This is a genomic window from Microbacterium sp. NPDC055903 (genome assembly GCF_053615555.1).
In genome coordinates this window covers 1,458,567-1,474,387 of record NZ_JBSHCA010000001.1, presented here as the reverse complement: position 1 = coordinate 1,474,387, position 15,821 = coordinate 1,458,567, and the positions used below count along the sequence as shown (strand labels likewise).

The window sequence follows — 15,821 nt, the reverse complement described above, 5'->3', positions numbered from 1 at the left end:
GCAAGCCGCTCAGCGAGCGACTAGCGAGCGGTCCGGTTCAGTCGGCGGAATCGTCGCCGGAGCGCAGTCCCGGCCGCCACAGCACGACCTCGGTGGCGCGGCGCACGCGCCTGCCTGAGGGCACGGTGACGATGGAGCCGGTGGCACCGGCGGCGAAGACGCGCACGCCGGGGCGGTTCTCCCGTTCGGCGCGGAGCGCACCCTCGAGCTCGAGCACGCGACGGCGGAGCATCCGCACCTCGTCCTCGAGATCGAGCAGGCGCGCGATGGCGGGCAGGCTCATGCCCTCGCCGGAGAGCCGGGCGACCTCGCGGAGCTGCTGCACGTCGCGGGCCGAGTAACGTCGCGAGCCGCCCCTCGTGCGACCGGGCACGACGAGCCCGATGCGGTCGTACTGCCGCAATGTCTGCGGGTGCATGCCGGCGAGTTCGGCGGCGACCGCGATCGCGAAGACCGGGGCGTCCTCGTCGTCGGGCGTCATGCCGCTCTCCTCTGTCCGGACGCCGTCGCAGGCATGCGCATCGCGACGAGCAGATCCGCAGAGGATCCGCCCAAGGCGACAGGGATGCCTGCGACGGCCCGGGGGTTCATCAGCCGCGCGCCTTCGCGATGAGGTCGGCGCGCGGGTTCTCCTTGGGCTCGGCGGCCTGGAAGGCCTCGAGCGCGGCGCGCGCGGCCTCGTCGAGGTGGGAGGGCACAGCGACCTGGAGCTCGGCGAGCAGATCGCCGGTGCCCTTGCTGTTCGAGATGCCCCGCCCCTTCACGCGCAGCACGCGCCCCGACGGCGTCCCCGGAGCGACACGGAGCTTGACCACGTCGCCGCCGAGCGTCGGCACCTCGATGGTCGCGCCGAGCGCCGCCTCGGTGAAGGTCACCGGCACGGTCACCCTGAGGTTCTGCCCGTCCCTGGTGAAGACCGGATGCGGGCGCACGGTCACGCTCACGACGATGTCGCCGCTCTCCCCGCCATCCGGCGAGGGACGACCACGACCGCGCAGGCGGATCTTCTGGCCGTCGGAGACGCCGGCGGGGATCTTCACCTTGAACGGCTTGCCGTCCTCGCCCTGCAGGGTGATGGTCTCTCCCTGCGCGGCGGTGACGAAGTCGATCGTGGTGCGAGCCGTCATGTCCGCACCGCGCTGCGGGCCGCCGAAGCCACGGAATCCGCCGGAGGTCTGGCCGAACCGTCCTGAGCCGAACGATCCGCCCTGCCCCTGGTTGAACATCGCGAAGATGTCCTCGAAGTCGGCGTTCGACTGACCGCGCTGCCCGAAGCGGCTGAAGACGTCCTCGAACCCGCCCGCTCCTCCGCCACCGGCGGTGAAGCGCGCCCCGGACCCCATGGCCCTGATCTCGTCGTACTCCTTGCGCTGCTCGGGGTCGGAGAGCACCGAGTACGCCTCGCTGATCTCCTTGAAGGTCGCCTCGGCCTTGGCATCGCCCTGGTTGGAGTCCGGGTGATACTTCCGAGCGAGCTTGCGGTACGTCTTCTTCAGGTCCGCATCGCTGACGCTCTTGTCGACGCCGAGCGTCTTGTAGAAGTCCTTGTCGAACCAGTCCTGGCTAGCCATCGGTCCCCTACTCTGCCGGGACGGCGACGACGACCTTCGCCGGGCGCAGCTCCACGTCGCCCAGGCGGTAGCCGACCTCGACGACCTCGAGGATCGTCGTGGTCGTGGCGCCGGGGGTCGGCTGCTGGAAGATCGCCTCGTGCTGCTGCGGGTCGAACTCCTCGCCCTTCTCGCCGTAGGACTCCACGCCCAGCTTCTCGACGACGGAGCGCACCTTCTCGGCGATCACCGCGAAGGGAGTGCCCTCCACGAGGTCGCCGTGCTGGGCCGCGCGGTCGAGGTCGTCGAGGACGGGGATGAGGCCCTTGGCGGCCTCGCCCTTCGCCCTGGCGATCTCGATGTGGCGCTGCTCCTCGGTGCGGCGGCGGTAGTTGGCGTACTCGGCCTGCAGACGCTTGAGATCGTTCAGCAGAGCGGACTCCGCGTCGGCGATGGCCGCGTCGGATGCCGCGGCCTCCTCCGTCTGCGCGGCACCGAGGATGTCCTCGACCGTCAGGTCCGCGTCCGCGGGTTCCTGGGATGCCTGATCCTGCGGCGCGGGGCCGGACGCCGCAGCATCCGACCCCTCGTCCTCAGGAACCTCGTCGAAGTTCTTGTCCGTCATTACTTCTTCTCTTCGTCCTCGTCGATGACCTCGGCGTCGACGACATCCTCATCGGAGGAGGCGTCTGCGGAAGCATCCGCCTGCGGCTCGCTGGCAGCGGCATCCGCCTGCGACTGCGCGTAGATCGCCTCGCCGAGCTTGCCCTGCGACTCGTTCAGCTTGTCGAACGCGGCCTTCACGGCGTCGTCGTCCTCGCCGGCCAGCGCCGTCTTCAGAGCGTCGACGTCGGCCTGGACCTCGTCCTTCACCTCGGCGGGGAGCTTGTCCTCGTTCTCCTTGATGAGCTTCTCGATCGAATACGACAGCGTCTCGGCCTGGTTGCGCTGCTCGAGGGCCTCTGCGCGCTTCTTGTCCTCGGCGGCGTTCTCCTCGGCCTCGCGCACCATACGCTCGATGTCCTCCTTGGACAGCGAGGAGCCGCCCGTGATCGTCATCGACTGCTCCTTGCCGGTGCCCTTGTCCTTGGCGGACACGTGCACGATGCCGTTGGCGTCGATGTCGAAGGTGACCTCGATCTGCGGGATGCCGCGGGGAGCAGGGGCGATGCCGGTCAGCTCGAAGGTGCCCAGCGGCTTGTTGTCGCGGGTGAACTCGCGCTCGCCCTGGAAGACCTGAATCGCGACGGACGGCTGGTTGTCGTCCGCCGTGGTGAAGGTCTCGCTGCGCTTGGTCGGGATCGCGGTGTTGCGGTCGATGAGCTTCGTCATCCGGCCGCCCTTGGTCTCGATGCCCAGCGACAGCGGGGTCACGTCGATGAGGAGGACGTCCTTGCGCTCGCCCTTCAGCACGCCGGCCTGCAGGGCGGCGCCGACGGCGACGACCTCGTCGGGGTTGACGCCCTTGTTGGCGTCCTTGCCGGTCTCGCGCTTGACGAGCTCGGCGACGGCGGGCATACGGGTCGATCCGCCGACGAGCACGATGTGGTCGATGTCGGCGACCTTGACGCCGGCCTCGCGGATGACGTCGTCGAAGGGCTTCTTGGTGCGGTCGAGGAGGTCCTTGGTCAGGTCCTCGAACTTCGCACGGGTGATCGTCTCGGACAGCGACACCGGGCCGGACTCCGTCAGCGACAGGTACGGCAGGTTGATCGAGGTCGAGGTCGAGGAGCTCAGCTCCTTCTTCGCCTGCTCCGCAGCCTCCTTGAGGCGCTGCAGGGCGATCTTGTCACCCGAGACGTCGACGCCGCTGGTCTCCTTGAACTGCTTGATCAGGTGGTCGACGAGGCGCTGGTCCCAGTCGTCGCCGCCGAGGCGGTTGTCGCCGGCGGTGGCGCGCACCTGGATGGTGGAGAAGTCGTCGTCCTTGCCCACTTCGAGCAGCGAGACGTCGAAGGTTCCGCCACCGAGGTCGAAGACGAGGATGAGCTCGTCCTCCTTGCCCTTGTCGAGGCCGTACGCGAGGGCCGCGGCGGTGGGCTCGTTGATGATGCGGAGCACGTTCAGGCCGGAGATCTCGCCGGCCTCCTTGGTGGCCTGGCGCTCGGCGTCGTTGAAGTACGCGGGAACGGTGATGACGGCATCCGTGACGGTGTCGCCGAGGTACGCCTCGGCGTCGCGCTTGAGCTTCTGGAGGATGCGCGCGGAGATCTCCTGCGGCGTCCACTTCTTGCCGTCGACGTCGAACGTCCAGGTGGTGCCCACGTGGCGCTTGACGGATGCGACGGTGCGGTCGACGTTGGTGACGGCCTGACGCTTGGCGGTCTCGCCGACGAGCACCTCGCCGTCCTTCGTGAAGGCGACGACCGACGGGGTCGTGCGGAAGCCCTCGGCGTTGGCGATGACCTTCGGCTCGCCACCCTCGAGGACGCTGACGACGGAGTTCGTCGTACCGAGGTCGATTCCAACAGCACGTGCCATGTGATTCTCCTTTGTTGCTGAAGTCCTGGGGCGCGTCCTCAGAAACCTGAGTCGCGATGGCTCAACTGTACCTCGCGACAGGATCGCTGTCAAACAAACTTGATATGAGTTCGCTCAACTTTGAGAGCGGGAATGCCGAGCACCCCCTGCGGTGTTTCACCATGAGACGTGCGGTTTCTCGCGTCCTCCCCCGCTCCTTACCCTTGATGAGTCATGTCTGCAGCTGAAGAACACGCGGCCTGGCGCCAGAAGCGCCGCGAAGCCGTCACCGCACCCACGGGCAACCTCGCCCTCGTCGAGACGCGCTGGACAGGCGGTGAGCGCCCGGACATCGAGGCCGAGCAGGCAGCATCCCCGGCATCCGTCACCGTCACGCCGATCCAGCGCACCGACATCTCCACGGGCTCGGCCGAGCACGGTCTGCGCGTCTGGGATGCGGATGCCCCGGCGATCCGCGCCTTCGACCGCATCGACGCCTACGACTACGACCCCGCCTGGGTCATCGACGCGCGGTTCACCCCGGTGGATGCCGGACGCACCGTGCCCTTCGAGCACATCCGCGACAACGGCGGCACGCGCGAGCTCGTCGTACCGGGCGACATCACGTTCACGCTGAACGGCGAGGAGCACCGCCTCGCCGCCTTCGACGACGGCGGCGTGCTGCTGCTCGTGTTCGGCGACGCCACGAACGGGCCGGAGACCTACGGCTCAGGCAGGTTCCTCTTCGTCCGCCGCGACGACGACAGCGCCTTCGGCGACGCGGGCCCCGTCGTGCTCGACTTCAACCGCGCCTTCGTGCCGCCGTGCGGCTTCTCCGCGCAGTACAACTGCCCGCTGCCGCCGGCGCAGAACCGGTTCGCCGAAGCCATCCGTGCAGGCGAGAAGAACGTCGTCTTCACCGGCGGCTTCGACATCTACTCCGCCTGACGCGGCATCCCGACCCCTACCCGAAACATCAGGAGAACTCTGTGAAGAAGTCCCTCGCGCTCGGCGCGACCGTGCTCGTCTCGGCGCTCGTGCTCGCCGGCTGCTCGACGGCATCCGACGACACCGCCGCAGACAGCGCCGACGCCACCGTGTACATCGGCTCGCTGTACGAGCCCGTCAACCTCTCGAACGTCGCCGGAGGCGGCCAGGGCGTGACCGAGGCCCTCACCGGCAACGTCTACGAGGGGCTGTACAAGCTCACCGACGACGGCGAGGTCGAGCCGCTGCTGGCCGAGGACGCCGAGGTCAGCGAAGACGGCCTGACCTACACGATCACGCTGAAGGACGGCGTGAGCTTCCACTCCGGCAAGGAGCTCACCTCCGCCGACGTCAAGGCGAGCATCGAGGCGGTCACCGCCGAGGACTCGCAGTCGGCGCGCAAGTCGGCGTTCGGTGTGATCGCGGGCATCGAGACCCCCGACGACTCCACCGTCGTCTTCACCCTCTCCGAGCGCTCCATCTCGTTCCTCTACAACCTCAGCTACGTCTGGATCGTGAACGCCGAGGCGGGCGACCTCACCACCGCCGAGGACGGCACCGGCCCCTACACGCTGGACGAGTGGAAGAAGGGCAGCACGCTGACCCTGGACCGCTGGGACGATTACTGGGGCGAGTCCGCGGCGAACGCCGAGGTCGTCTACACCTACTTCACCGACGCGACCGCGCAGAACAACGCCCTGCTCACCGGCGAGATCGACCTGATCACCACGGTGCAGAGCCCGGATGCTCTCGAGCAGTTCACCGGCGACGACTACGTCATCACCGAGGGCACCTCCACAACGAAGGAGCTGCTCGCGTTCAACGACCGTGTCGCCCCGTTCGACGACGCGCTCGTGCGCAAGGCGATCTACTCGGCCGTCGACACGGAGAAGCTGCTGAGCTCCATCTGGGGCGACTACGGCACGCTCATCGGATCGATGGTGCCGCCGACCGACCCCTGGTACGAGGACCTCACCGATGTGAACCCCTACGACGTCGCCCTGGCCAAGGAGCAGCTGGCCGAGGCCGGCTACCCGGACGGCTTCTCGTTCACGCTCGACACCCCCAGCTACGACCCGCACCCGGCCGTGGCCGAGTTCCTGCAGTCGCAGCTCGCCGAGATCGGCGTCACGGTGGAGATCAACACGATCAGCGCGGACGAGTGGTACACGAAGGTCTACCAGGAGCGCGACTTCGAGGCGACGCTGCAGGAGCACGTCAACGACCGCGATGTCGTCTGGTACGGCAACCCCGACTTCTACTGGGGCTATGACAACGCCGACGTGCAGCAGTGGGTCGCCGAGGCGGAGCAGGCCGCGACCGTCGAGGAGCAGACCGAGCTGCTGAAGAAGGTCAACGAGCAGATCGCGGAGGATGCCGCGAGCGTGTGGCTGTACCTCTACCCGCAGATCGTCGTCGCCTCCAGCGACGTCACCGGATACCCTGTCAACGGCCTGAACTCGCAGTTCTTCGCCTACGACATCGTCAAGTCCTGACCGTTCGACGCCTCGTGGATGTCGTGCCCTCACCGGCGCCATCCACGAGGCGTCGCCCGTTCCGCCCGAGAGATCCCATGCTCGCCTACCTCGCCCGTCGCTTCGCGTTCCTCGTGGTGTCGCTCGTCGTCGCCATGATCGTGATCTTCGTGCTGCTGCGGCTGCTGCCGGGGGATCCGGCGAACGCCCTGCTCTCGGTGAACGCCACCGAGGAGCAGATCGCGGCGGCGCGCGCGCAGGTCGGCTCCGACCAGCCGCTGCTGCAGCAGTTCTTCACCTGGGCGGGGCAGATGCTGCGCTTCGACCTCGGCAGCAGCTACATCTCCACTCTTCCGATCGGGCCGGAGATCTCCTCCCGCCTCGTCGTCACGCTTCCGCTGACGCTGCTCTCCTTCGCCCTCGCCCTCGTGCTCTCGCTCGTGATCGGCATCACCGCGGCGGTCAAGGCCGACCGCTGGTACGGCGCCGCCCTCAGCGGCTTCGCCCAGCTCGGCATCGCCGTTCCGGTGTTCTGGGTGGGCATCATCCTCGTCTGGATCTTCGCGCTCGGCCTCGGCATCCTGCCCTCCGGCGGGTTCCCCCGCGATGACTGGGAAGACCCGGCCGACGCTCTGCGCTCGCTGACCCTCCCCGTCCTCACCGTCGCGATCGTCATGAGCGCCTCGCTCAGCCGCTACGTGCGATCCGCCACCCTCGACGTCCTCGGCAGCGACTATCTGCGCACCGCACGCGCCGGCGGCTCTGGCCTCGCCGAAGCGCTGCTGCGTCACGGCCTGCGCAACGGCGCCGTGCCGGTGATCGCCGTGCTCGGCATCGAGCTGTCCACCACCCTGCTCGGTGCGGTCGTCGTGGAGAGCGTGTTCACGCTGCCGGGGCTGGGGAGCATGCTGCTGGCCGGCATCGAGCAGCACGACTACGCCAGCATCCAGGGCGTGCTCGTGGTCAGCACCCTCTTCGTCCTCCTCGTCGGCTTCGCCGCCGACATCGTCCAGCGGCTCGTCGATCCGCGGCTTCGCACCTCCGTGGCGGGCAACCGATGAGCGCCGTCGTCGAGCAGCAGATCGCGGATGCCGCGCCGAAGCGGCGCCGCACGCACACCACGCTCGTGCTCGGCGCGTGCTTCACCGGTGCCGTGGTGCTGCTGGCGCTCGTCTCGCTCTTCTGGCTGCCGTTCGACCCGTCCGACATCAGCGGCGGTCGCCTCGAGGGGCCGAGCGCCGAGCACCTGCTCGGCACGGACAAGCTCGGGCGCGACCTCTTCACGCAGCTCATGATCGGCGCCCGCATCGCCCTTGTCGTCGGCACGGCATCCGTCGCCATCGCCGCCGTCCTCGGCATCGCGATCGGCCTCGTCGCCGCGTTCGCGCGCCCCTGGCTCGACGACTCCCTGTCCGCGACCCTGGACGTGATCATCGCCTTCCCCGTGCTGCTGCTGGCGATGCTCGTCGTCGCCGTGCAGGGGGCGTCGCTGTGGTCGGCGATCCTCGCGATCGGCCTGGCGATGTCGGCGGTGGTCGCCCGGCTCACCCGCATCCTCGCCCGCCGTGTGCTGCGCGAGCAGTACATCACGGCCGCCCGCACGAGCGGCACCCGCCTGCCGGGGATCATCGCCTTCCACGTGCTGCCGAACATCGCCCCCACCCTCGGTGTGAACCTCGCGCTGCAGTTCGGCGCCGCCGTGCTCGCCGAGGCGAGCCTGTCGTACCTGGGGTTGGGCGCTCCGCCGCCGAACGCGTCCTGGGGCCGCCTGCTTCAGGAGGCGCAGGGCACGGTGCTCACCGCGCCCGTCGGCGCCATCGCGCCAGGCGTCGCCCTCGTCGTCCTCGTCCTCGGGGTCAACTTCATCGCCGATGGACTGCGCGATTTCGCCGACCCGACGCGAAGGAGGTCGCGATGACGCTGCTGGATGTCACAGACCTCACCGTCACGGCCGGAGGACGGCCGCTCGTCGACGGGATCTCCTTCACCGTCGCGGCCGGCGAGCGCGTCGGCGTGATCGGCGAATCGGGGTCCGGCAAGTCGCTCACCTCTCTCGCGGTCACAGGGCTCCTCGGCGGTGGGCTGAACGCGACGGGGTCGGTGCTGCTCGACGGCACGCAGGTCATCGGCACCGCCGACCGCACCCTGCGACCGCTGCGCGGCACGGCCGCGGCCGTCCTGTTCCAGGAGCCGCTCACCGCCCTCGACCCTCTCATGCGCGTCGAGCGGCAGATCGCCGAGCCGATGCGACGGCATCTCGGTCTCCGGGGGGCGGCGTTGCAGGATGCCGTGCACACCGCCCTGGCGGACGTCTCGCTCCCCGATCCGCGCATCGCGCGGGCATACCCGCACGAGCTGTCCGGCGGACAGCGGCAGCGGGTGGCGACGGCGATCGCCCTCGCCGGGCGCCCGAAGCTGCTCATCGCCGACGAGCCGACGACGGCGCTGGATGTCACGGTGCAGGACGAGATCCTGACGATGCTCGACCGACTGGTCGCCGAGCGCGACATGGCGCTGCTGTTCATCAGCCACGATCTGGCCGTCGTCGCGCGGATGACCGATCGCGTCCTCGTGATGCAGCGCGGGTCGGCGGTCGAGCAGGGGGCGCTCGCCCGGATCGTCGGCGCCCCCGAGCATCCGTACACCCGCCGTCTCGTGGCGAGCGCACGGGCCCTCGACTCCGCCCTCGACGGCGAAGCGCACCCCTCCCCCCAGCTCGCTGAGCCCGTCGAAGCGCACCCCTCCGAACCCGACTCCGACCTCGGAGGCGCCCGATGAGCATCCTCGAACTCCAGAACGCGCGCTTCGGCTACGGCGCTCGCACGGTCGTCGACGACGTCTCTCTCGCGATCGCCCCCGGCGAGGCCGTCGGTCTCGTCGGCGAGTCCGGTGCGGGCAAGTCCACGATCTTCTCGCTCCTGCTGGGTCTGTCCTCGCCGCAGGAGGGCAGGGTCCTTTACGACGGCTCAACGCTGGACCGCAGAGACCGGCGCCTCATGCGCCGCTTCCGGTCCGAGGTGCAGACGGTCTTCCAGGATCCGTACTCCTCGCTGGATCCTCGGCAGCGCATCGACCGCATCGTCGGCGAGCCGCTGCGGTCCCTGGGCCTCGCGCGCGGCGACGAGGCGACGAGGGCGGTGGCGGATGCCGTCGGCTCTGTCGGCCTGGATGCCGATGTGCTCGGCCGATACCCGCACGAGTTCTCCGGCGGGCAGCGTCAACGCATCGCCATCGCCCGCGCGATCGTCTCGAAGCCTCGGGTGCTGCTCGCGGATGAGCCGGTGAGCGCGCTGGATGTCACGACGCGCATCCAGGTGATCGAGCTGCTCGGGGCGCTGAGAGCCGAGACCGGCATGGCGCTGGTGATGGTCTCGCACGACCTGAGCGCCGTCGCCGCGCTGTGCGAGCGCACCGTCGTGCTCAGGGATGGCCGGGTCGTCGAGGAGGGGCCGACGCGCAGCATCCTGGATGCTCCGGCCACCGACTACGCACGCACGCTCGTGTCGGCGATCCCGCGTCTGCCTCCCGCGCCCTGAGACCGGAATAGCCTCGGCGAGCGCTTCGTTGGGATCATCATGAGCTCGATCGATCCCGCCCTGCTCGAGGAGGCGCTGACCTCTGTCGAGGTCCGCGTCGGATTCGCGGAGCGGACGATCGTCGGTGCAGGACGGATGCTGCCGCTCCCCACCGGTTCCGTGACGCTCGCCTATGTGGTGGAGGGCGAGATCACCGCCGATGCCGTGCGCGAGACCGGGTGCTCGCTGGACGTTCCCGCAGGCCAGACCACCAGGGTCGACGGCCGGCGCACCCTGCTCGCCGGCGATGCCTTCCTCTCGCTCGGCCGACACGGCATCGCCCTGGAATCCGTCTCCGGAGCGCGGCTGATGACGGCGGAGCTCGACCTGCATCCCTCCGGCGCGATCGCGGAGCTCCCCGGGTTCGTGTTCGTGACCGGCTTCGCCTCGCTCGAGCCTGCGGCGGCCGCCCTCGCCGAGAACCTCGGCCCGACGCATGCCGCGCCGACGGCCGGCGACCCGATCATCTGCCGGATGATGGTCACGACCGTCCTGCTGTCGGTCATCCGCGCGTGGGCGCAGAACGGCTGCGCCCCGCAGGGCTGGCCCGCGCGCGGCGGCGACCCGTTCCTCGACAGGGTCCTCTCGGCGATCCACGCCGAGCCGGGTCGGGAGTGGACGGTCGACGCCCTTGCCGGCATCGGCGCCATGTCGCGTTCGGTGTTCGCCGAGCGGTTCCGCACGATCGTCGGGCAGTCGCCCGTCAGCTACGTGACCGAGGTGCGGATGCGTGCGGCGAAGCGGATGCTCGCCGACGGCCGTTCGGTGTCGGAGACCTCGCGCGAGCTCGGCTATGCCTCGGACGAGGGCTTCAGCCGCGCCTTCCGCCGCCATACCGGGGTGATCCCGTCGCGGTGGCGCACGCGCGAGCGCCGACTCGCGGTTTCCGCCTGAGCCCGGCCCCGCCGCGGCATCCCCGCCCGGCCACCGGCCGGCCTCCCCGCCGGGTCTCCCCGCCGGCGGAATCCCGCGCCCCGACGCCCGCACCCCCGGTCACAGAAACGGCGGGGTGGGTTGCCCCTGACCCGCCTCTTGTGTGACCGGCCGCCACGTCGTGTCACGGGAATGGCCGGATGCGGGAGCAGAGGCCACCGGTAGCGTGACCGATCCCCGCACGTCACCCCAGACCGGGTCGGTCGCACACCGCTCTCATCCGGCTCTCGTAGGCTGGGAGAACCCCCACCCGAGGAGTACCCGTGTTCCGTGCACCCGCCCGACTGTTCCGCGCGCTCGCGATCGCCGAGGCGATCACCTGGACGATCCTCATCGCGGCGCTCATCGCCAGGGCGCTGGGGGCGACTCCTCTCCTGGTCACCATCGGCGGAGGCATCCACGGCTTCGTCTTCCTCGCCTACGGCGCGACCGCCCTTCTCGTCGCGATCCATCAGCGCTGGAGCGTCGGCGTCGCCGTCCTGGCCGTCGCGAGCGCCGTGATCCCCTACGCGACGATCCCGGTGGAGATCTGGCTGCACCGCTCTGGACGGCTGGAAGGAGAGTGGCGGCTCACCGAGACGGACGACCCGCGCGACCGGCGCTGGTACGACCGCCTGATGCGCTGGTTCCTGCGCCGGCCGTGGGTGCTCGCGGTGCTCCTGGCGGCGGCCATCGTCGGGCTCTATGTCGCCCTGCTGCTGATCGGTCCTCCCGGCGGGAAGTGACGCCGCCCAGCGGGATTCCGCGGGCAGGGCCACCGGCCCCAGTCACACCACGGGCGACCTCAGCCCCGTCGACCAGCCATTCCAGCGACCTGACCGGCAGGCCGGTCACACAAGAGGCAGGTGAGGGGCCACCGACCCCGCCATTTCTGCGACCGGATGCAAGCCCGGCGCGGCCCGCGCCCGGGTGAAGGCCGGAGCAGTGAGCCGGCCCCGCCGCCGCGCTCAGCCGCGGATCCGGTTCGACGCGCCGAACAGCAGCGCACCTGCCACGAGCAGCGCCGCGCCGATGACGTAGTTCAGCTCGACCCCGAGCGCATCCACGAGCACTCCCCCGACGCCGGCGGCGATCATGATCGCGCCCTGGAATCCGACGACGACGAGGCTTCCGCCGGCCTCCAGCCGATCGGGCATCCGGTGGCCGACCCAGGTGTTCACGACGATGAGCCACGAGGAGAAGAAGAAGCCCCACGCGATGACCGCGATCCCGACGGCCACGATCGACCCGGGCAGCAGGACGGTGGCGAGCACGGCCGCGGCGATGGTCACGGGCCCTGCGACGGCGAAGACGCCGAAGGCGCGGTCGACGACGAGGCCGATCACGAGGTTGCCGACGAGGCCTCCTGCACCGAAGAGCGCGAGGAGCACGATGATGGTGCCGGCATCCACGTCGGGGATCCGCTCGAGCGCGAGGCGGATGTAGGTGTACGCCAGGAAGTGGCCGAGCACGACGAGCACGTGTCCCGCGAGCCCCGGCCCGACGCCTGGGCGGCGGACGGTGTCGACGAGGATGCGGATGCTGGATGCTTGCGCCGCCGGCACCGAGGGCAGCAGCTCCCTCAGGCCGATCGCCAGCAGAGCCGTGATCACCCCGGCGAGGGCGAACACCGCACGCCAGTCGAGCAGCTCGCCGAGCATGACCCCCAGGGGGACCCCTGCGACGGTGGCCAGCGACGTGCCCGCGGTCGTGAACATCACCGCTCGGCCGATCCGCTCGGGGCCCGCGATGCGGGCGGCCACTGTGATCGACATCGACCAGAAGGCGCTGATGGCCGCACCGAGGAGGAACCGGGCCAGGAGCACGAGGATGAGGTTCGGGGCGACGGCGACGATGAGGTTCGAGACGCCTGCGGCGAGCGCCATCCACACCAAGAGGCTCCGACGGTCGAGCCGCGGGAACATCAGGCCGATGGTCGGCGCGACGAGCAGCCCGACGAGGGCGGTGACCGTCACGGTCTGCCCCGCCTGCCCGGGGGTGACGCCCAGTCCCTCGGCCATCTCGGTGAGCATGCCGTTGGGCAGGAACTCCGCCGTGACGAGCAGGAAGCTCATCAGCATCACGACGATGAGGCCGCCGTATCGCATCCGCTCAACGGGTGCGGCGGTGTTCGTGGGCACGGGAGCGGTCGTCGTCATGGTTCCACTCTCTCGTGCCGCATCCCGTTCCGCCCGATCGGTCGTCCTGCGCATCCGACCGTTCGTCCTGGCCGCCCCGGATTCCGACACGGCGCGCCGCAACCCGGCGTTCACCCGACGAGGCCAGACTTCGAAGCATGAACGACGAAGCCAGCATCCCGCGCCCCGAGGCGACCGCGAGCAGCGGGGCGGTCGGCGTGATCGGGCTCGACCTGCGCGGCGAGGAGCCCGCACCGAAGAAGCAGGTCTACTCGTGGGCGCTGTGGGACTGGGCGACGCAGCCGTTCAACACCGTCATCCTCACCTTCATCTTCACCGCGCTCTACCTGACCACGGACGCGTTCCTCCCCGAGAGCATCGCCTCGCTCGGCGAGGACGACCCGATCCGCACCGCTGCCGAGGCCGATCTCGCCTCCGGGCTGGGGCTCGGCTCGACGATCGCGGGGCTCGCGATCCTGTTCCTCGCACCCGTGCTCGGCCAGCGGGCGGATGCGGCGGGACGCCAGAAGCTGTGGCTCGGCATCGGCACGGGCGCGCTCGTCGCGTGCATGCTCGGGCTGTGGTTCGTCGAGCCGCAGCCGACGCTGTTCTGGCTGGGCGTCGCGCTGATCTCGGCGGGCAGCGTCTTCGGCGAGATCGCCGCGGTGAACTCGAACGCGATGCTCATCGGCATCGCCAGCCCCAAGACGGTCGGCCGCATCTCGGGGCTCGGGTGGGGCTTCGGATACCTCGGCGGCATCGTCGCGCTCGTCATCGTCATCGTCTTCTACGTCTCCGACTGGTTCGGCCTGCCGGAGGAGAACGGTCTCCCGTTCCGACTGATCGCGGTCGGATGCGCGGTATGGGCGATCGTGTTCAGCATCCCGATCTTCCTCAGCGTCCCCGAGCCGTCGCTCGGACGCCCGGAGCGCAAGGTGGGCTTCTTCCGCTCCTACGTGCTGCTCGTCCGCGACGTGATCGGCCTGTACCGGACACCGCAGACCAGGCAGACGTTCTGGTTCCTGCTCTCCAGTGCCGTCTTCCGCGACGGGCTCGCCGGGGTCTTCGCCTTCGGCGCCGTCATCGCGAACCTCGTCTTCGACTTCGACTTCCTCGAGCTGGTCATCTTCGGGATCGCGGCGAATCTCATCGCGGGGGTGTCGACGATCCTCGCCGGGCGTCTCGATGACCGGTACGGGCCGAAGCGGATCATCCTGTTCTCGCTCGCGGCGATGGTGGTCGCAGGCCTCGCGGTCTTCTTCCTCGTGGACGCGGGGCAGATCGTGTTCTGGATCGGCGGGCTGCTGCTGTGCGCCTTCGTCGGCCCCGCCCAGGCGGCGGCGCGCTCGTTCCTCGCGCGGGTCACGCCGGCCGGGCGCGAGGGCGAGATCTTCGGCCTCTACGCCACCACGGGGCGGGCGGCGAGCTGGATCTCCTCGGCGGCCTGGACGCTGCTCATCGCCCTGACGAGCGTCACCGCCTTCGGCATCCTCGGCATCGTGCTCGTGCTGCTGGCCGGGTTCCTCCTGCTGCTGCCGGTGAAGGGGCGCTGAGCCGCTCAGAACCGGATGCAACCTCGGAGGCGATATCGTTCTCCGCATGCACCGATTCCCCCCACGGGTGCTCCTCGTCGGCATCCTCACCGCTGCACTCCTCGTTCCCCCGGCCACCGCGTCGGCGGCGCCCGCGGCAGGGCCCGCGCGGCTCGCGGTCACCGTCTCGTCGGCCGATGAGGCGACGATCCTCACCCTCGTCAACGCCCAACGCCTGAAGGCATGCCTGCCGGTCGTGCGCAGCAACGCGGCGATGAACACGGTGGCGCGGAACTGGTCGAAGGCGATGGCCGCGAAGAACGCTATGTCGCACAATCCGAAGTACTCGACGCAGATCCCGACGGGCTGGACGTGGGCCGGTGAGAACGTCGCGGCCGGCTACACGAGCGGCACGGCGATGATGACGGGCTGGATGAACTCCGCCGGCCACAAGGCGAACATCCTGAACCCCCGAGCGACGGACATCGGCATCGGCTTCGTCCGCAGCACGGGCACGAAGTATCCGACCTGGGGGACGCAGAACTTCGCCGCGTACGCCGCGAACGCGAAGGGGCCCTTCCTCGATGTGCGCAGCTGGCATTCCTCCGCGACGGCGATCACGTGGATGTCGTCGAAGGGCATCGACAAGGGGACGGCATGCGGCGCGTCCGGGGCGCGGACCTTCGCGCCGGATGCCGTCGTGAGCCGTGCGGCCTTCGCGACCATGCTCTACCGGTACGCCGGATCCCCCGCGTTCACGCCGCCGAAGACCTCCCCGTTCAAGGATGTTCCGACGACGCACGCGCAGTACAAGGTCATCGCGTGGCTGTATGCGAAGGGGATCTCGACCGGCACGAAGCAGGCCGACGGCACGCGCACGTATGCGCCGGGCTCCGCCGTCACGAGGCAGTCCGTCGCCATCATGCTGCATCGCCAGGCCGGCTCTCCGGCGGTGAGCACGACCGCGGCGTCGCCGTTCACCGATGTCGCCAAGACCTCGACCGGATACGCCGCGATCGTGTGGATGTCGAAGCAGGGCGCCGCCACCGGCACGACGTATCGTCCGGCATCGAGCACGACGCGTGCTGCGCTGTCCGTCTTCCTGTACGGCCTCGCGCATTGACGAGCAGGCGTCACCCGTTCGACGGTCAGGCCCGGCGCCGTACGGGAAATCCTCCGAAGGCGACCCCAT

Annotated in this window: 15 protein-coding genes; 10 read left to right on the top strand and 5 right to left on the bottom strand. The window is 69.7% G+C overall.

The window, feature by feature from the left end:
- Positions 1 to 37 precede the first annotated feature (37 nt).
- The 4 genes from ACWGJP_RS06790 to dnaK all read right to left on the bottom strand — a co-directional run bounded on the left by ACWGJP_RS06790 (position 38) and on the right by dnaK (position 4,031).
- On the bottom strand, positions 38 to 481 hold the full coding sequence (locus ACWGJP_RS06790) for a heat shock protein transcriptional repressor HspR (protein ID WP_452328986.1): 444 nt from the start codon (positions 479 to 481) through the stop codon (positions 38 to 40).
- A gap of 109 nt (positions 482 to 590) precedes the next feature.
- Positions 591 to 1,571 (bottom strand): DnaJ C-terminal domain-containing protein, encoded by a 981-nt coding sequence (locus ACWGJP_RS06785; protein WP_452328985.1) that lies wholly within the window; start codon positions 1,569 to 1,571, stop codon positions 591 to 593.
- 7 nt (positions 1,572 to 1,578) lie between these two features.
- Positions 1,579 to 2,175 carry a nucleotide exchange factor GrpE gene (locus tag ACWGJP_RS06780; RefSeq protein ID WP_452328984.1) on the bottom strand — a complete coding sequence of 199 codons (597 nt, stop codon included), beginning with the start codon at positions 2,173 to 2,175 and terminating at the stop codon, positions 1,579 to 1,581.
- Positions 2,175 to 4,031: a molecular chaperone DnaK gene (gene dnaK / locus ACWGJP_RS06775; RefSeq protein ID WP_452328983.1), complete on the bottom strand. Its 1,857-nt coding sequence runs from the start codon at positions 4,029 to 4,031 to the stop codon at positions 2,175 to 2,177. Before dnaK ends, ACWGJP_RS06780 begins: the two co-directional genes overlap by 1 nt.
- A 213-nt stretch (positions 4,032 to 4,244) precedes the next feature.
- On the opposite strand from dnaK, the gene ACWGJP_RS06770 reads away from it, so the two are divergent.
- The 8 genes from ACWGJP_RS06770 to ACWGJP_RS06735 all read left to right on the top strand — a co-directional run bounded on the left by ACWGJP_RS06770 (position 4,245) and on the right by ACWGJP_RS06735 (position 11,705).
- Complete coding sequence (locus tag ACWGJP_RS06770; protein WP_452328982.1) at positions 4,245 to 4,958, top strand: DUF1684 domain-containing protein; 714 nt, start codon at positions 4,245 to 4,247, stop codon at positions 4,956 to 4,958.
- 41 nt (positions 4,959 to 4,999) lie between these two features.
- Positions 5,000 to 6,493 (top strand): ABC transporter substrate-binding protein, encoded by a 1,494-nt coding sequence (locus ACWGJP_RS06765; protein WP_452328981.1) that lies wholly within the window; start codon positions 5,000 to 5,002, stop codon positions 6,491 to 6,493.
- Positions 6,494 to 6,570: 77 nt separating this feature from the next.
- The gene (locus tag ACWGJP_RS06760) at positions 6,571 to 7,533 is read left to right on the top strand and encodes an ABC transporter permease (RefSeq protein ID WP_452328980.1); all 963 of its coding nucleotides are present in this window, start codon (positions 6,571 to 6,573) and stop codon (positions 7,531 to 7,533) included.
- Positions 7,530 to 8,390, top strand: coding sequence for an ABC transporter permease (locus ACWGJP_RS06755; RefSeq protein ID WP_452328979.1), 861 nt, complete (start codon positions 7,530 to 7,532; stop codon positions 8,388 to 8,390). Before ACWGJP_RS06760 ends, ACWGJP_RS06755 begins: the two co-directional genes overlap by 4 nt.
- Positions 8,387 to 9,250 carry an ATP-binding cassette domain-containing protein gene (locus ACWGJP_RS06750; RefSeq protein ID WP_452328978.1) on the top strand — a complete coding sequence of 288 codons (864 nt, stop codon included), beginning with the start codon at positions 8,387 to 8,389 and terminating at the stop codon, positions 9,248 to 9,250. The genes ACWGJP_RS06755 and ACWGJP_RS06750 overlap by 4 nt, the downstream gene beginning before the upstream one ends.
- Positions 9,247 to 10,008: an ABC transporter ATP-binding protein gene (locus tag ACWGJP_RS06745; RefSeq protein ID WP_452328977.1), complete on the top strand. Its 762-nt coding sequence runs from the start codon at positions 9,247 to 9,249 to the stop codon at positions 10,006 to 10,008. The genes ACWGJP_RS06750 and ACWGJP_RS06745 overlap by 4 nt, the downstream gene beginning before the upstream one ends.
- Before the next feature lie 39 nt (positions 10,009 to 10,047).
- Positions 10,048 to 10,941 carry a helix-turn-helix transcriptional regulator gene (locus tag ACWGJP_RS06740; protein ID WP_452328976.1) on the top strand — a complete coding sequence of 298 codons (894 nt, stop codon included), beginning with the start codon at positions 10,048 to 10,050 and terminating at the stop codon, positions 10,939 to 10,941.
- A gap of 302 nt (positions 10,942 to 11,243) precedes the next feature.
- A complete protein-coding gene (locus ACWGJP_RS06735) occupies positions 11,244 to 11,705 on the top strand; it encodes a DUF3817 domain-containing protein (RefSeq protein ID WP_452328975.1) in 462 nt (153 codons plus the stop codon).
- Positions 11,706 to 11,927: 222 nt separating this feature from the next.
- Here ACWGJP_RS06735 and ACWGJP_RS06730 read toward each other — a convergent pair whose 3' ends face one another.
- Entirely contained in the window at positions 11,928 to 13,118 is a 1,191-nt protein-coding gene (locus ACWGJP_RS06730) for an MFS transporter (protein WP_452328974.1), read from the bottom strand.
- Positions 13,119 to 13,255: 137 nt separating this feature from the next.
- Between ACWGJP_RS06730 and ACWGJP_RS06725 the strand changes: the two genes are divergently transcribed.
- Positions 13,256 to 14,650: an MFS transporter gene (locus ACWGJP_RS06725; protein ID WP_452328973.1), complete on the top strand. Its 1,395-nt coding sequence runs from the start codon at positions 13,256 to 13,258 to the stop codon at positions 14,648 to 14,650.
- A gap of 46 nt (positions 14,651 to 14,696) precedes the next feature.
- Complete coding sequence (locus tag ACWGJP_RS06720; RefSeq protein ID WP_452328972.1) at positions 14,697 to 15,752, top strand: CAP and S-layer homology domain-containing protein; 1,056 nt, start codon at positions 14,697 to 14,699, stop codon at positions 15,750 to 15,752.
- Positions 15,753 to 15,821: the final 69 nt, after the last annotated feature.

Bases quoted from the DNA above. Each gene is read 5' to 3' on its own strand.
- ACWGJP_RS06790 (WP_452328986.1), bottom strand. From the start codon at position 481: ATGACGCCCGACGACGAGGACGCCCCGGTCTTCGCGATCGCGGTCGCC.
- ACWGJP_RS06785 (WP_452328985.1), bottom strand. From the start codon at position 1,571: ATGGCTAGCCAGGACTGGTTCGACAAGGACTTCTACAAGACGCTCGGC.
- ACWGJP_RS06780 (WP_452328984.1), bottom strand. From the start codon at position 2,175: ATGACGGACAAGAACTTCGACGAGGTTCCTGAGGACGAGGGGTCGGAT.
- dnaK (WP_452328983.1), bottom strand. From the start codon at position 4,031: ATGGCACGTGCTGTTGGAATCGACCTCGGTACGACGAACTCCGTCGTC.
- ACWGJP_RS06770 (WP_452328982.1), top strand. From the start codon at position 4,245: ATGTCTGCAGCTGAAGAACACGCGGCCTGGCGCCAGAAGCGCCGCGAA.
- ACWGJP_RS06760 (WP_452328980.1), top strand. From the start codon at position 6,571: ATGCTCGCCTACCTCGCCCGTCGCTTCGCGTTCCTCGTGGTGTCGCTC.
- ACWGJP_RS06755 (WP_452328979.1), top strand. From the start codon at position 7,530: ATGAGCGCCGTCGTCGAGCAGCAGATCGCGGATGCCGCGCCGAAGCGG.
- ACWGJP_RS06750 (WP_452328978.1), top strand. From the start codon at position 8,387: ATGACGCTGCTGGATGTCACAGACCTCACCGTCACGGCCGGAGGACGG.
- ACWGJP_RS06745 (WP_452328977.1), top strand. From the start codon at position 9,247: ATGAGCATCCTCGAACTCCAGAACGCGCGCTTCGGCTACGGCGCTCGC.
- ACWGJP_RS06740 (WP_452328976.1), top strand. From the start codon at position 10,048: ATGAGCTCGATCGATCCCGCCCTGCTCGAGGAGGCGCTGACCTCTGTC.
- ACWGJP_RS06730 (WP_452328974.1), bottom strand. From the start codon at position 13,118: ATGACGACGACCGCTCCCGTGCCCACGAACACCGCCGCACCCGTTGAG.
- ACWGJP_RS06725 (WP_452328973.1), top strand. From the start codon at position 13,256: ATGAACGACGAAGCCAGCATCCCGCGCCCCGAGGCGACCGCGAGCAGC.
- ACWGJP_RS06720 (WP_452328972.1), top strand. From the start codon at position 14,697: ATGCACCGATTCCCCCCACGGGTGCTCCTCGTCGGCATCCTCACCGCT.